This window comes from Candidatus Acidiferrales bacterium, from assembly GCA_036514995.1.
Classification (GTDB): Bacteria; Acidobacteriota; Terriglobia; order Acidiferrales; family DATBWB01; genus DATBWB01.
Map to the genome: position 1 here is coordinate 40,567 of DATBWB010000013.1, position 14,434 is coordinate 55,000.

The 14,434-nt window shown below is 62.1% G+C and carries 13 protein-coding genes; 8 read left to right on the forward strand and 5 right to left on the reverse strand.

Going from position 1 to position 14,434, the window contains the following annotated elements; all coding sequences use genetic code 11:
- The first annotated feature begins 6 nt into the window (after positions 1 to 6).
- The 6 genes from ftsH to VIH17_01115 all read left to right on the forward strand — a co-directional run bounded on the left by ftsH (position 7) and on the right by VIH17_01115 (position 7,071).
- Positions 7 to 1,935, forward strand: coding sequence for an ATP-dependent zinc metalloprotease FtsH (gene ftsH, locus VIH17_01090; GenBank protein ID HEY4681828.1), 1,929 nt, complete (start codon positions 7 to 9; stop codon positions 1,933 to 1,935).
- 265 nt (positions 1,936 to 2,200) lie between these two features.
- Positions 2,201 to 3,058, forward strand: coding sequence for a dihydropteroate synthase (folP, locus tag VIH17_01095; GenBank protein ID HEY4681829.1), 858 nt, complete (start codon positions 2,201 to 2,203; stop codon positions 3,056 to 3,058).
- A 186-nt stretch (positions 3,059 to 3,244) separates the two neighbouring features.
- Positions 3,245 to 4,120: a diadenylate cyclase CdaA gene (gene cdaA, locus VIH17_01100; GenBank protein ID HEY4681830.1), complete on the forward strand. Its 876-nt coding sequence runs from the start codon at positions 3,245 to 3,247 to the stop codon at positions 4,118 to 4,120.
- The gene (locus VIH17_01105; protein HEY4681831.1) at positions 4,117 to 4,509 is read left to right on the forward strand and encodes a hypothetical protein; all 393 of its coding nucleotides are present in this window, start codon (positions 4,117 to 4,119) and stop codon (positions 4,507 to 4,509) included. Before cdaA ends, VIH17_01105 begins: the two co-directional genes overlap by 4 nt.
- A gap of 373 nt (positions 4,510 to 4,882) precedes the next feature.
- Positions 4,883 to 6,247, forward strand: coding sequence for a phosphoglucosamine mutase (glmM, locus tag VIH17_01110; GenBank protein ID HEY4681832.1), 1,365 nt, complete (start codon positions 4,883 to 4,885; stop codon positions 6,245 to 6,247).
- A gap of 164 nt (positions 6,248 to 6,411) precedes the next feature.
- Positions 6,412 to 7,071 (forward strand): HAD family phosphatase, encoded by a 660-nt coding sequence (locus VIH17_01115; GenBank protein HEY4681833.1) that lies wholly within the window; start codon positions 6,412 to 6,414, stop codon positions 7,069 to 7,071.
- 475 nt (positions 7,072 to 7,546) lie between these two features.
- On the opposite strand, the gene VIH17_01120 is transcribed toward VIH17_01115, so the two are convergent.
- From VIH17_01120 to VIH17_01130, 3 genes are all read right to left on the reverse strand, one after another.
- A complete protein-coding gene (locus tag VIH17_01120; protein ID HEY4681834.1) occupies positions 7,547 to 8,008 on the reverse strand; it encodes a DUF4149 domain-containing protein in 462 nt (153 codons plus the stop codon).
- Between the two features lie 133 nt (positions 8,009 to 8,141).
- Positions 8,142 to 8,516 carry a cytochrome P460 family protein gene (locus VIH17_01125; GenBank protein ID HEY4681835.1) on the reverse strand — a complete coding sequence of 125 codons (375 nt, stop codon included), beginning with the start codon at positions 8,514 to 8,516 and terminating at the stop codon, positions 8,142 to 8,144.
- Positions 8,517 to 8,530: 14 nt separating this feature from the next.
- Positions 8,531 to 10,072 (reverse strand): AMP-binding protein, encoded by a 1,542-nt coding sequence (locus VIH17_01130; protein ID HEY4681836.1) that lies wholly within the window; start codon positions 10,070 to 10,072, stop codon positions 8,531 to 8,533.
- Between the two features lie 176 nt (positions 10,073 to 10,248).
- On the opposite strand from VIH17_01130, the gene VIH17_01135 reads away from it, so the two are divergent.
- Positions 10,249 to 10,875 (forward strand): YceI family protein, encoded by a 627-nt coding sequence (locus VIH17_01135; GenBank protein HEY4681837.1) that lies wholly within the window; start codon positions 10,249 to 10,251, stop codon positions 10,873 to 10,875.
- A gap of 66 nt (positions 10,876 to 10,941) precedes the next feature.
- On the opposite strand, the gene asd is transcribed toward VIH17_01135, so the two are convergent.
- Complete coding sequence (gene asd, locus VIH17_01140; GenBank protein HEY4681838.1) at positions 10,942 to 12,018, reverse strand: aspartate-semialdehyde dehydrogenase; 1,077 nt, start codon at positions 12,016 to 12,018, stop codon at positions 10,942 to 10,944.
- Between the two features lie 136 nt (positions 12,019 to 12,154).
- Positions 12,155 to 13,378, reverse strand: a complete 1,224-nt coding sequence (locus tag VIH17_01145; protein HEY4681839.1) for a hypothetical protein — start codon at positions 13,376 to 13,378, stop codon at positions 12,155 to 12,157.
- A 228-nt stretch (positions 13,379 to 13,606) separates the two neighbouring features.
- Here VIH17_01145 and VIH17_01150 point away from each other — a divergent pair, with 228 nt between their 5' ends.
- A complete protein-coding gene (locus VIH17_01150) occupies positions 13,607 to 14,332 on the forward strand; it encodes an isoprenylcysteine carboxylmethyltransferase family protein (protein ID HEY4681840.1) in 726 nt (241 codons plus the stop codon).
- Positions 14,333 to 14,434 lie beyond the last annotated feature (102 nt).

Below are 14,434 nucleotides of genomic sequence, written 5' to 3' on the forward strand. Positions count from 1 at the left end.
AGGGACGTGAATGCTACGGCAAGAACGGTTGTTCTCTGGCTGATTATGATCCTTCTGGCCGTCTTTCTTTGGAAGATGGCGTCCGGCGGTGGCCAGAGCGTCAAAGAGACGGAACCTTCCTACACCGAGTTCCTCGACCAGGTGGAACGCGGCAACGTGACCGAAGTCACGATCAATCTCTCCCAGGTCGGCGGCAACATCCAGGGCGAATACAAGGACCGCACCAAGTTCCACACCACCGTGCCGCCGGATTACGGCGACCTGCTGAAAAAACTGCGCGAAAAGAGCGTGGTGATCAAGGTGCGCGAATCGAGCCGGGCGGAGTGGCTGGTGATCCTGCTGAACGCCGCGCCCCTTCTCTTGCTGGTGGCGCTGTGGATTTTCATGATGCGGCAGATGCAGGCCGGCGGCAATAAGGCGCTCAGTTTCGGCAAGTCGCGCGCCCGGCTGCTCACCTCGCAGCAGAAGAAAGTCACCTTCAAGGACGTTGCCGGCGTGGATGAGGCCAAGGAAGAGCTTCAGGAAATCATCGAATTCCTGAGGGACCCGCAGAAGTTTCAGAAGTTGGGCGGGCGCATTCCGAAGGGGGTCCTCTTGGTGGGCCCGCCCGGCACCGGCAAGACGCTTTTGGCCCGGGCTATCGCCGGCGAAGCGAACGTGCCCTTCTTCTCCATCTCCGGTTCGGATTTTGTGGAGATGTTCGTCGGCGTCGGCGCCAGCCGCGTGCGCGACCTCTTTGAGCAGGGCAAGAAGAACGCCCCCTGCATCGTCTTCATCGACGAAATTGACGCCGTGGGTCGCCACCGCGGCGCCGGCCTCGGCGGTGGCCACGACGAGCGCGAGCAGACCCTCAACGCCTTGCTCGTGGAAATGGATGGTTTTGAATCGAATGAGGGCGTGATCCTCATCGCCGCCACCAATCGCCCCGATGTGCTCGATCCCGCCCTGCTGCGCCCCGGGCGCTTCGACCGGCGGGTGGTGGTGCCCAGACCGGACGTCAAGGGGCGCGAAGAAATTCTGCGCGTTCACACCCGCAAGATTCCTCTGGCTGAGGACGTGGAGCTGTCGGTGATCGCCCGCGGCACGCCGGGTTTTTCCGGCGCCGATTTGGCCAACCTGGTGAACGAAGCCGCCCTGTGGGCGGCGCGCAAGAACCGCAAGGTCGTCATCATGGACGACTTCGAGATGTCCAAGGACAAAGTCTTGATGGGCGTCGAGCGGAAGTCCATGATCATTTCCGAAGAAGAGAAGCGGAACACCGCTTATCACGAAGCCGGCCACGCGCTGGTCGCCGCCACCCTGCCGGACGCCGACCCTCTGCACAAGGTAACGATCATCCCGCGGGGCATGGCGCTTGGCGTCACGATGCAATTGCCGGTGGACGACAAGCACACCTACACCAAGAACTTCATTGAGAGCACCATCACGGTGATGCTGGGCGGCCGCGCGGCCGAAGAGATTTTCCTCGGCCACCTCACCACCGGCGCCGGCGACGATATCGAGCGCGCCACCGAGATGGCTCGCAAAATGGTCTGCGAGTTCGGCATGTCCGACCTCGGCCCGCTCACCTTCGGCAAGAAGGAAGAGACCATCTTCTTGGGCCGCGAGATCGCGCAGCACCGCGATTACTCCGAGGACACTGCCATCCGCATTGACCAGGAAGTGAAGAAGATTGTGATGCAGGCCTACAAGAGGGCGAGCGAGATTCTGGAAAGCAACCGCGAGACGCTCGAGCGCATTGCCCTGGCGCTGCTCGAACGCGAAGTGCTCGACGCTGCTGAGATCAAGCTGCTGATTGAAAACAAGCCGCTGCCCGAGAAAGCCAAGCTGCCGCCAGTGGCGGCGCCGCAGCCCGTGGCCGCGCCAGCGGCTCCGCGGCTAGAGCCCAAACCCGTGCCCGGCTTCACCAAAGGCGAAAAACCAGCACCGGCGTAGTGACTACAAAAACTCGCTCAGCCACCGCGGTGCCGATAGCAGACAAGTTCTTGCTCGTTCATTGAGCCAAGCTGTAGCGAGCTTGGCGTACAAAGGGGATCGAACCCCCGCCAAAGGTCCCCGATTCCGACATCCGGGATCGGGGGCCTTTTGTTTCTGCCGGTCTTTCGGACCTCAAGGACAGCTCCTCGCATCGTCGGGAAATCAGCATCCCTCGCCCGAGACGCTTGCCCCGCCTCAGCGGGAGCGATAGCATGGCGTTCTGATGGTTCAGCGGAAGCGGTTTCGGTTGAAGTTGCCTTCGCGCACGCTCGTGCTCGGCGAACGCACATTGATCATGGGTGCGGTCAACGTGACCCCGGATTCCTTCTCCGACGGCGGCATGTTCCTCTCACCGGAAGCAGCCGTGAATCACGCCCTTGAAATGGAGCAGGCCGGCGCCGACATCGTTGACATTGGTGGCGAATCCACTCGCCCGGGGTCCGAGTTTCTACCGGTGGAAGAAGAATGGCGGCGTCTGCGGCCGGTGCTCGAAGGCCTGAAAGGGAAGTTGCGGATCCCCATTTCGGTGGACACGTATAAATCCACGGTAGCGGCGGCGGCGCTCGAGGCCGGCGCGGAGATCATCAACGATGTAAGCGGGCTGCGGCTGGACGGGCAATTGGCCAGCGTTGCTGCTCGCTTTCGCGCCGGGCTCATCCTGATGCAGATGCGCGGCACGCCGAAGACGATGCAGAAAAAGCCCTTCGCCCGGAATGTGCTCGAAGACGTGCGGCAGGGCCTCAAACAATCGGTTGCGAGGGCGCTGGCCGCCGGCGTCCGGCGGTCCCGGATCATCCTTGACCCGGGGATCGGCTTTGGCAAGTCGGTTGAGCAAAATTGCGAGTTGATTCGGGAGCTCGAACAAATCGCCGCGCTTGGTTTCCCTGTGCTGATCGGCACTTCGCGGAAAAGCTTTATTGGCAAATTGCTGGACGATGCCCCTGCCGACCGGCGCCAGTGGGGCACCGCCGCCACCGTCGCCGCCTCAGTCCTTTCCGGCGCTCATATCGTCCGCGTCCACGACGTGCGCGAGATGCGCGATGTGGTTCGCCTCGCCGACGCCATTCTCGGAAGGTCGTGAAACCACGGATAAACACAGATGGACACAGATGAGAAGCCGGAAGAGCTGGGCTCGAAAGACTGCCCTTCCCTTCTGTCATTTTCCTCCTCCAGTGTTTATCTGTGTTCATCTGTGGTTCCGTGGTCTGACAAGACCGGTCTTGCCGTCGGGAGTTGGGTGGGGTAACTTTATCTGCTCGAGGTGAAGATGCCGGCTTTGGCCTTGCCCTGGGGGTCGTTCCCGCGGCTTACTGCGGCGGCGATCTTTGACATTCTGATCGTTGCCGTCATCATCTACTATTTTCTTCACCTGATCCAGGGCACCCGCGCCATCCAGATGCTGCTGGGCGTCGGGCTGGTGGTTGTCTTCTATTACGCCTCCCGGTGGGGCCGCCTGGAAACGGTTCAGTGGCTGCTCACCAACGTTTTGCCCTATTTTGTCTTTGCGCTCATCGTCGTGTTCCAGGCGGAGATTCGCCGCGCTCTTGCCCGCATGGGACAGAATCCTTTCTGGCGGCACTTCTCCGCGCAGCAACCCACCGAGAGTTACGACGACGTCATCCTGGCGGCCAGCTACCTCGCGCAGAATCGCACCGGGGCGCTGATGGTGATCGAGCGCGACATGGGCCTGAAAACTTACGTGGAATCGGGCGTTGGTCTCGACGCCTTGCTCAGCTACGATCTCCTCATCTCCATCTTTCGGCCAGAATCACCGCTGCACGACGGGGCAGCGATCATCCAGCGCGACCGGGTGGCCGCCGCGGCATGCTTCCTGCCGCTCTCGCTCAACCCGGTGCTTTCGACCCAGCTCGGAACCCGTCATCGCGCCGCGATCGGGGTGACCGAAGAAACCGATGCCGTCACTGTCGTCATTTCCGAACAGACCGGCCTGATCAGCCTTTGCTTAGGCGGCACAATCGAGATCGGCTTGAGCCCGGAGCGATTGGCCGACCGGCTGGCGGAACTTCTGCAAGGGCCTCGGCCGCGGGTGGGATGGCCTTCCCCTTCGGCGGTGGCGGGAGCCGCCACGGAAAGCTCGCCGCCAGCGAGTTCCGGGCCGTCCTCTGAGGACGGAGCACGATGAATTTTCTGCGTCGCTATCTCCTGCACAACTTGTGGCTGAAGCTCCTCGCCCTGGTGCTGGCCTTTTTGCTCTGGTCAGCGGTGACGGGCGAACCGCCGGCGGAGGTGGGTTACGCCGTGCCGCTCGAGCTGCGCAATGTGCCGGCGAACCTCGAAGTGAGCGGAGATGTTCCCGCGACCATCCGCGTCTGGTTGCGCGGCTCGGCGCCGCTGGTGCGGCGGCTCGTTCCGGCTGACATTGTGGTAGCGATCGATCTGCTCGGGCGCCGGGCCGGCGAACATGTCTTTCCGTTGAAACCAGGCGACATTGAAGTGCCCTACGGCACGCGGGTCGTCCGACTGTCTCCCTCCGAGGTTCGCCTTCGTCTCATTCGCCGGCCGGACCCTTAGCCGGTGGCGGGATTCATCCCGGCATGCATGTTGTGAGGAGTGACGCGCCTTAACGTGTCATCCATATCGTCCTGAAGGCGAACATTCCCAACAAAAACCCGACAGTCCGACGTCCGGGTGGGCGTCGGCATCTCTGCCGGGCTCGCCTGAGGAAAGCCGTGCGCTATTTTTAATTGCGTTGTTCGGAGCCTTCGGGACCAGGCGGGCAAGCCTGCGCAAGCGGTGATAGAACGAATTTTTTCCGACGGCGAAAGTTAGAAAGGTAATAAAATGGCCGGTTCGAATGAAGGCGCCGTGCGCAGCTCGGCTGGGGCACGGGGCAGCTTGTTCCTTGGGCGACGGGCCGCGGACGTTTGAGCGGCGGACTCTTCTCATGCGCACACTGTTTGGCACGGATGGCATCCGTGGGATTCCGGGAGAATTTCCTTTAGATCACCGCACGCTGCACTGGATTGGCCGCACGCTCGGAGAATACCTGGCCAGCGAGGAGACCACGCCGCGCGTGCTGATAGGCATGGACACGCGCGAGTCGTCGCCGGCGATTGCCCAACGCATCGCCGAAGGTCTGGCCAGCGGCGGCGCCGAGCCTGTTTCAGCGGGTGTGATCACTACCCCGGGGGTGGCCTGGCTGACCAAGAACGAGGGCTTCTCCGCGGGCGTTGTGATTTCCGCCTCCCACAATCCTTACCACGATAACGGGGTGAAGGTCATTGCCCGCACCGGGATGAAACTCGCCGATGAAATCGAGGAGCAACTCGAGCCTGATATTTTGAGTCGCGCCGGGCTCGATGTGAGCCCCGATCTTATCGGGGCGAGCGCCGTCGAGGTGGAACGGCCCTTCGAGCCGCGCTACGCCGAAGACTACTTGAACTTTCTCCGCAGCCGGCTGCCGGGGGGAGTTTTTCTCCGGGGCCTCAAGATCGTCCTCGACTGCGCTCATGGCGCCGCCTCGGCGCTTGCCCCGCGACTATTTTCCTCGCTGGGAGCGGAGGTCATTGCCATCGCCCACGAGCCCAACGGCCGAAACATCAACGATGGTTGCGGGGCGCTCCACCCGGAGAAGCTCGCCGCCAAGGTCGTGGAAGCGGGCGCGCAACTGGGGGTGGCGTTTGACGGCGATGCCGACCGGGCCATCTTCGCCGATCGCCGCGGCAACATCGTCAACGGCGACGGCACGCTGCTCGTAGCCGCCCGCCGCATGAAAGCCCGGGGCGAGCTCAAAGGGAGGGTTGTGGTCGGCACGGTGATGGCCAATCTCGGGCTCGAGCGCGCGCTCGAACGCGAGGGACTGAAGCTCAAGCGCACGCCGGTCGGCGACAAGTACGTGCTGGAAGAGATGCTGCGCTGCGGCGCCAATCTGGGGGGCGAGCAGGCCGGCCACATCATTTTCCTCGATGATTCGACGGCGGGCGACGGCATGCTGACCGCCCTCAAAATCGTCGGCATGATGCTTGGGGCGAACCGGGCTCTCGATGAGATGGCCGGCGATCTCAAGATTTTTCCCCAAAAGCTGGTGAACGTCCGGGTGAGAGAAAAAAAACCATTCGAACAGTTGCCCGCAGTCTCCCGCGTGCTGAAGGAAGCGGAAGCGGCGCTCGAACAATCTGGCCGCGTCGTCTTGCGCTATTCGGGAACAGAAGGGCTCGCCCGGGTGATGGTGGAAGCCGAGACGCAAGAGCTGGTGGACCGTTGGACAGCGGCCCTCACCGCAGCCATCGAATCCGCCCTGGGCGCGTAGTGCCGTTCCAACTAACTGCGCCCAGTGCAATGTTATGAGATAGTTCCCACGGGCCGAACGTCAGCGAAGTGTTGTTCCCTCTGTTCAAGCCAGCGGCTTCCGCCGCTGGGCTAGCACAATAAGTTGGAACGGCACGAGCGGCCGTCGCGGAAGTCCATCCCGAAATGATCCAAGCCTTCATCTTCGACATGGACGGGGTGCTGGTGGACAACTCGCGGTATCACCTGCTCGCCTGGCGCGAGTACGTCACCCGAAACAAGATTGACGTTCCGCCGGAAATTGATCTGGAGACCATGATGGGCAAGCGGAACCCGGAAATTTTTCGGGAGCTTCTGGGCGACAAGATCACCCCGGAAGAGGCCAGGCAGCAGGGCGACGAACTCGAGACGCTCTACCGTGAACTGTATCGTCCGCACATTCGCCCGGTTGAAGGACTGACCGATTTGCTCAAGGAAATTCGCCGGCGTGGCCACCGCATCGGCCTGGCCAGTTCCGCGCCGCAAGTCAATGTGGATTTTGTCCTGGATGAATTAAAGCTCCGGTCATGGTTTGAGGTGATCCTCAGCGAAAAGGACGCGGTCAAAGGCAAGCCCCACCCGGCCATTTTTCTTGCCATGAGCGAGCGGCTCGGCGTTCCGCCGGGGTGCTGCCTGGTTTTTGAAGATTCTCTGGCCGGTATCGAGGCCGCTATCCGCGCCGGTTGCCGGTGTGTGGCCCTCGCCACAACGCATGCCCTCGCAAGCTTCGAGCGCAATGGTTTCTTGGAACATCTGACCGGCGTCATTTCCAACTTTCGCGAATTTGATTGGAATTGGGCTTCGTAGCAGCGGCTGCCCGACGAGCGGCCCGGACAAACAAAAAAGCCGAGGCGTTAACCTCGGCTTTCTTGGTACCCGCCGGACCCCTCCGACGGGTTGCTGCCTTCCCCCTGTTTTTTTTCTAGCTGCCAAGCCCAGCCCAACTGGCTAGCTGGCATTTAGCCCGTCCTAGTACTATGCATATTGATTGCCAAAATGTGTCAGCAACATATCGAATTTATACATTGTATTATCAACAGCTTAGAAGCAATATGAGACAGTCCTGTAACGAACTGCCAAAAATTGCCCAGTAGAAGTTGCCTGCGCCATGTAACTCTTGCTGCCGGGAGACCCCACCAGCGAAGGATAGAAACTAGAAAATAGAAATCTGAAAAGCGGGAATGTAACTCTCGCTGCTGGGAGGTCCCACCAACCGCATCCCACGTGGCTTTTCAAGCTGGGCCATGCGGGCGGGAGCGAGCTCGTTTCAACGGGATCGGCATCAGGTGCTGGACAGGCGAAGTCCCAGAAGGAGAACGACCAAGGCGAGCGCAAGATTGATGCGGGCGATCCAACTGGCACGAACGCGCGCCGCCTGGGCTTCGTTCGCTCTGGCCGGGTCTGCCGCCAGCGCTGCCGAGCGCGGCCCAAGGACAAAATCGTGGAAAGCGGCGAGCAGAACCATAATGCCGATCAAAAGCAGCTTCACGCCCAGCGCCCGGGCAAAAGCAGGCGACCATTCCAACCCCCGCTCGATCAGGTTGCCGATGCCGGTCACCAGCAACACGGCGATGCATCCCCAACCGATGGTAGAAAAGCGCCGGCCAAGCTGTTCAAAGATATCGCGCCGCTGCTCGGCAGGGAGCTTGCGAGCATAAGGGGCAACCACCGTCACCAGGAAAACCATCCCCCCTACCCAGACGACGGCGGCCAGCACGTGAACCCAAACGATGAGCAGGCGCATGTTTGCCTCACGCAGTAGAAAATCAAGAAGGGGATTCTACCTGAAGTTGAAGCAGGCCGGATGGGGAAGTGATCCCGCAGCCTCGGGACGGGACTCGGGGCCAGGGATCCCGACGCTTCGGGAGCAAGCTTCCCTAGGGCCGATAGTTCGAGAAGACGTAGTCGTGTTTTGCCTGGGCCATGTGACAGGCGAAACACTGAGTCTTGGCCCCGCCTTTGGCGGGGTCCACCAGGCGCTTGTCGGGCGCACCTTCGCCGAAACCTTCAAAGCCCCAGCCGCCGGTGGCCGAGTATTGCTTGCTGTTTTTCACGATTACGCCGAGCAGCTTCCGTTTGCCTTCGGTCAATGCACCGCCCTCCTGCTTGGCTTCCAGCAGGTCAAAGACGATGACGCTGCCGTCAGGAAACTTGCGGTCCGCTCCGGCCTTCATCGCTGCCAGTCCCGTTCGGTTGACGTAGATGTGGTGGATTCCGCCGAAAGCGCCAAACAGCGGGTGCTTGAAGCCCAACGAAGGATGCTCTTCTACAGCAGCTTTTGGGCGACAGCCCAGGCGATGAGGTCCTTGCGGGCAAGCTTGTTCAGGGGCGGGCGGCGGGGCAACTCGCGGCTGATGACGAAGCGGCGGGGAATTTGGAAGGCGGCCAGCCGCTCGCGACACGCGGCGCGGAGTTGCGCTTCAGCGAGGCTGGCTTCCGGCCGCGGCAGGACGAACGCCACCGGCACCTGCCCGGCTTCCTCATCGCTCCAACCCACCACCACCGCTTGCTCAACCCCGTCCACCGTTTCGAGAATCGGCTCGATCTCGGACGGGTAAACCTTCTCGCCGTGGTGTTTGATGAGGTCGTCCTTGCGGCCGGCGAGGGATAAGAAGTTGTCGCCATCGAGCGTGCCGAGATCGCCAGTGCGATACCAGTCTTCGCGCAGCCTCTCAGCCGTCTCCTCCGGCCGATTGTGATAACCGAGCATGACGTTCGGCCCCTTGACCCAAAGCTCGCCGATCTCGCCGGGGGCAAGTTTCCGGCCAGCCTCATCGCGGATTTCGCATTGCACGCTGGGCAGCGGCTGGCCCACCGTGCCCGGCTTCCAGGCGAGTTCGCGGTTCATGGAAATCACGGGCGCCGTCTCGGTGGCGCCATAACCGGGAAGAATTTTTCTGCCAAAGCGCCGCTCGAATTCAGCCGCGACGGTGGCGGAAAGGGCTTCGCCGCCGGAGATACAAAGCCGGAGCGAGTCGGTATTCACCGGCTTGCCCGCCGCGGCGGCCGCGCGCGCCATCAGCAGCGCCCCGTAAAGGCTGGGAGTGAGCACGAGGACGGAAACCCTGAGCTTCTCGATCAGCTCGAGCCACTTGGCCGGGTTCAACGTTTCGCAGGTGACGCAGGTGCCGCCATAGACGAGCGGGAGCAGCATCGTTACGGTCAGCCCGTAGGCGTGATAGAAGGGCAGCACGGCCAGCAAGCGCTCTTCCGGCTGCATCCGGCCAGCCACGCGGGCGTCTTCGGCGTTCGCGAGCAGATTGCGGTCGGAAAGCAAGACCCCTTTGGGGATTCCGGTGGTGCCTGAGGTGTAAAGCAGCGTGGCCACTTTGCCCTTGGGCTGCGGCTCGGCCAGCGATTTTGCGGATGCGGCGGTCTCCACATAGTGCACATTCTTGAGAGGCGGCTTGACGGGCGTAGGCAAGGCTCGCAGAGCATCGAGCGCCGGCGCCAGCCGCTGGGTGCTGACAATCGTCTCGACGCCCGCGTCCACCAGGAGGGGAGCGAGCCCGGCCGGCGGGACGGTGGTGGGCAGGGGCAGCGCGGCGTGACCGGACCAGAGCACGGCAAAAAACCAGGTGACGAAATCCGGGTTATTCGGGAGGAGCAGCCCGATGCGCGGTTCGGGATGGTCAGCCAGGATGGCAGCCTTGCTCCGGACCTGCTCGAGAAGCTCGCGGTAGGTAACGGCGCGGTCGCCGTCGTGCACCGCGATTCGTTCGGGGTGTTCCTGCGCGCGAGCGCGGAGGAGCGCTACCATTTCCCCGCTGATTGCGGATCTTTGCGCGGCAGCCGTTTCATCGCTCAAGGGGAACCTCCCGGCCGAGACGAAACCCGAACGAGCAAGGCAGTAGATGAGATGAAAGCGTAGTAGCGGACTCCATCTTGCCGGAAGCAGCCGGTTCGTGTCAATGTTGGCGCGGCTCACTTCAGGGCAAGCTTTTGCCGATTGGATCGGGGCGAGCACGACGGGGCCCGGGAACGATGATGAGGAAACACGCCGGAAGCGCAGTCGGGTTGCTTCTCCTGCTGGCATTGCCTCTGCGGGCCGCTGCCGGAGGGGTCACCCTTCGAGCCGACCCCCGACAGAGCGACTTTTCCATCTATCTCTACAAGGGCGGCGTGCTCGGGGCCTTTGCCGAAGACCATTGGCTCCAGGCGGTTCGGTACTTGATCGAGGTCGAATGGGATGAGGAAGCTCCGACGCAGTCGAGGGTGCGGGTGTCGATCCCGACCGAGGCTGTCCTGGTCATTGACCCGAAGACGACCGACCTCAAGCGCCGCGATCTTCAGGACCGGCTGGAAAGCTCCCGGATGCTCGACGTCAATCGCTACAACGAGATTCGCTTCCAATCCGAAAAGGTGGAAAGAAGAGCCGGCAATCAGTTTCGCGTGAGCGGTGGCTTGACCATCCGCGATCAGAGGAAAACACTCGAACTCGACGTGGTCGTGGAGCGCCAGGGCGAAATCTGGCGCGCGCGAGGCGAGGCTTCCTTTCGCCAATCCGATTTTGGCATCCAGCCTTTCACCGGCTTCAGGGGCGGCGTTAAGACCAAAGACGATGCCCGGGTGGTGTTCAACATCGTGCTGAGGCCGGTATCCCGCCCGTAGTCGAGGGCGGTACTCGCTCAGAAAGAAGAGCCCGACCCGCTCCAGGCAGCAGCGACACCGTCCGGTTCAACCCCGAATCAGCTTGCGAGCGACAAGGAGTTCGGCGTTGAGGAGGGCGGCGCCGGCGGCCCCGCGGATCAGGTTGTGGCCCAAGGCGGAAAATTGCACCAGGTCCGGCGCAGGCATGCGCAGGCGCCCCACGGTGACTTGCATCCCGCCGCCGGCGGAAGCATCCCAGCGGGGTTGCGGCCGGTCGGGTTCATCCCGGAGGACCACCACCGGACGGACCGCACTCGGCAAATCGAGCGGGGACTCCTCATAGAAATGTTCGAACGTTTCGCGCACTTCCCTCAGAGTTGCTTCCTTCTTGAGTCTGGCGGTTACGCTGACCAGATGTCCCCAGCGGACCGCAACCCGGTGAACGTGGACGTACAGAAGGAGATCAGCCGGTTGGAAGCCGCCGGGACTTGAGCCCCCGAGAATTTTTCTGGGCTCGGTTTCGATCTTGGCTTCTTCGGCGGGGATGAAGGGTACGACGTTATCAATCAGATCGATGGCCGGATTTCCCGGATAGCCGGCGCCGGAGACCGATTGCAACGTGGCCGCAAAAACCTGCTGCAGGCCGAAGCGGCGCTCGATCGGCGCCAGAGCCAGCGTCAGGATAATGGCGGTGCAGTTGGGATTGGTGACGATCGCTCCGCTCCAACCCCGGCCCGAGCGCTGCCGGCGCACCGCTTCGACGTGGCTGGCGTTGACTTCCGGAATCAGCAGCGGAACATCAGCCTCCATGCGGTGAGCGCTCGCGTTGCTCACGACGTTGGCGCCGCAGCCGGCAAACCGCGGTTCCACCTCGGCAGCCGCCTGAGCATCGAGAGCCGAGAAAATAACCTGGGCGTCGCCGCAACGATCCGTGGCCCGAAGGGTCAGCCGGCCAACCTCTTCCGGGAAGGGACCGTCAACCCGCCAAGGGGTTGCGTCGCGGTAGGATTTTCCGGCGGATCGTTCCGAGGCATAGAGTTCGGTAATGTGGAACCAGGGATGTTCGCCCGGGCCGCCCTGCTGCTCTCGGGTGAGCATGGCAATCAGTTGCTGGCCCACCAGGCCGGTGGCGCCGAGGATGCCGACAGGAATTTTCGCAGCCATCGTTCCGATCCTTCAGGAGGAATCCATAGATTAGAAAATAGAAAATAGAAATTAGAAAAGATTCCCGGAGCGGCACCGCCAAAGCGGGACTACTTTCTATTTTCCGCTTTCAGTTTTCTGCTCCTTTTGATCCGCCTCAGGCAGTTTGCTCCACTAACCGGCGATGAAGCGCGCGGCAGGCGGCTGGGCCATCTCCCGGCGAAACCAGCCAGCGCGCGGCGCGCTCGGAACGCGCCAAGCCAATGATGTCCACTGCCCCGCCCGGCGCCGCCAGGATTTCTTCCCCGCGCCGGATGAGGTCGTCCTCAATCGCCCCCACGAGGGTCACCGTAGCCACTTCCTCCGACTGCACGTAATCCGGCAACGGAAACCCTCTCCGGTCCGTCGCCAGGAGCCACCCCGGCTCACGCCCTGATCCGGCGACCGCGAAGCTCCGGGGTTCCGCGAGCACCAGGCGATCAGCGGCACTCTCTCGGAGCCAGTCGCTGAAGCGGGCGCGATGCTCTTGGGCAACGCGAGCCAGCAGACAATCCTGTTTGAGTGTCAACGCGAGAAAAATCGCTGGGGGCGATTCCTCTTGCCCGTCCACGGTGGTGCTGATGTCGGGGCGATGGAGAGTCTTGAGTTCGAGCAGAATGTGGCGTTGCTCGGCCAGGCGAACCGCACTGGGATGAAGGACCTTGGCGCCCGAGCGAGCCAGTTCGAGCATGTCCGGGTAGGCAAGGCGGGCGAGCCGGCGGGCGCCGGGCACCAGTCCGGGATCGGCCGTGTAAACCCCATCCACTTCCTTGAACAATTCGCAGCGCGGGACGTTCAGGGCCGATGCCAGCAAAACGGCCGTCAGATCGGAGGCCTCACGGCCGAGCGTCGTTACCGACCCGTCTTCGGTGACACCCACAAAGCCCGGCACCACAACCAGCGGCGACTCCTCCAGCCAGCCTCGCAGACGATCGGCGGAAACTCGCAAGACTTCGGCGGACCCATACCGATTGTCGGTGACGATGCCGAGCTCAAAGACGTGCACCACCCGCGCGGGAATGCCTCGCGCCTTGAGGGCGATTCCGAGCAAGGCGATGGATTGCTGCTCGCCGGTGCTTAGCAGAAGATCCAGTTCGCGCGCCGACGGCTTGGCCGAAACTTTTTCCGCTAGGTCGAGCAGGCTTTGCGTGGTCTTGCCCATGGCGGAGACGACCGCGACGACTCGTTCTCCCCGCGAGCAGATATTCTCCAGGTAGCTGGCGACGTGCAGATACTGCTCGGCGGAATAGAGGCAGCTTCCGCCGAATTTTTGGACGCGAAGGCTTGCCCTGAGAGTTTGGCTCGAAGGGTTCATGAGCATGAATCGCGCGATCCCGCCCATCGGGACTCAAAGCAGATTATTCACTGGCGGCGGCTTCGGCAAGTACTCTTAGGCTACAAGCAGCGCGTCGCTGCTTGTTCTCTGAGTCCCGTAACAGCGGATGCACGGTTAGGCGAAAGACCGCGAGGTTTTCTTTGCCGAGTTGACTTGCATGGCAGAAGGGCTTAGGCTGGCAGCCAACTGGGTGACAGGTCACTTTCTCGCAAAGAAGAAATAAGGAGGTGTGCGATGGGGCGTTTTGTCGCCCTGCTCTACGGGGTTCTCTGCTACCTCATTTTCTTCGGGACCTTCCTCTATGCCATCTGGTTCGTATGGACTCTGGATCAGCCCCAGCCGACTGCCGACCGGGGCCTCGCCCTAGTGATCAACACGGTGCTGCTGGGCTTGTTTGCCGTCCAGCACAGTGTAATGGCGCGGCAGTGGTTCAAGCGGGCCTGGACCAAAATCGTTCCCCCGCCCGTCGAACGCAGCACGTACGTTCTGCTCGCCAGCCTTGTTCTCCTGGCACTCTGCACCTACTGGCAGCCGATGACGACGGTAATCTGGGAAGTCGAAGCGCGTGCCGGGAAGCTCGTGCTGCAGGGCTTGTTCTGGCTCGGATGGTTACAGGTACTGGTGGGAACCTTCCTGATCGACCATTTCGACCTGTTCGGGCTCAAGCAGGTATGGAGGTATTGGCGGCAGCAGCCCTATGAACCGCCGGCCTTCAGGACGCCCGGCCCCTACCGGTTCGTGCGCCATCCCATCTACCTTGGGTTTCTTATCGCTTTCTGGAGCACTCCGCGAATGACCCTGGGCCACCTGTATTTCGCCGTTATGACCACCGCTTACATCCTGCTGGCGATCCAATTCGAAGAGCGCGACATGATTCGGGTGCACGGCGAGGACTACAAGGTGTATCGCAGCGGCGTCTCCATGATCGTTCCCTGGCCCGGGAGCCGCAAGAAACCTTGACAAACCATTTCGAGCGGCCCGACAACCGAAGCGGGATTTTCAACTCCACCACGTCCTGACGAGGTTCGCAGTTGGTGGCCGCGGGCGAAAGTCGGCCAGCTT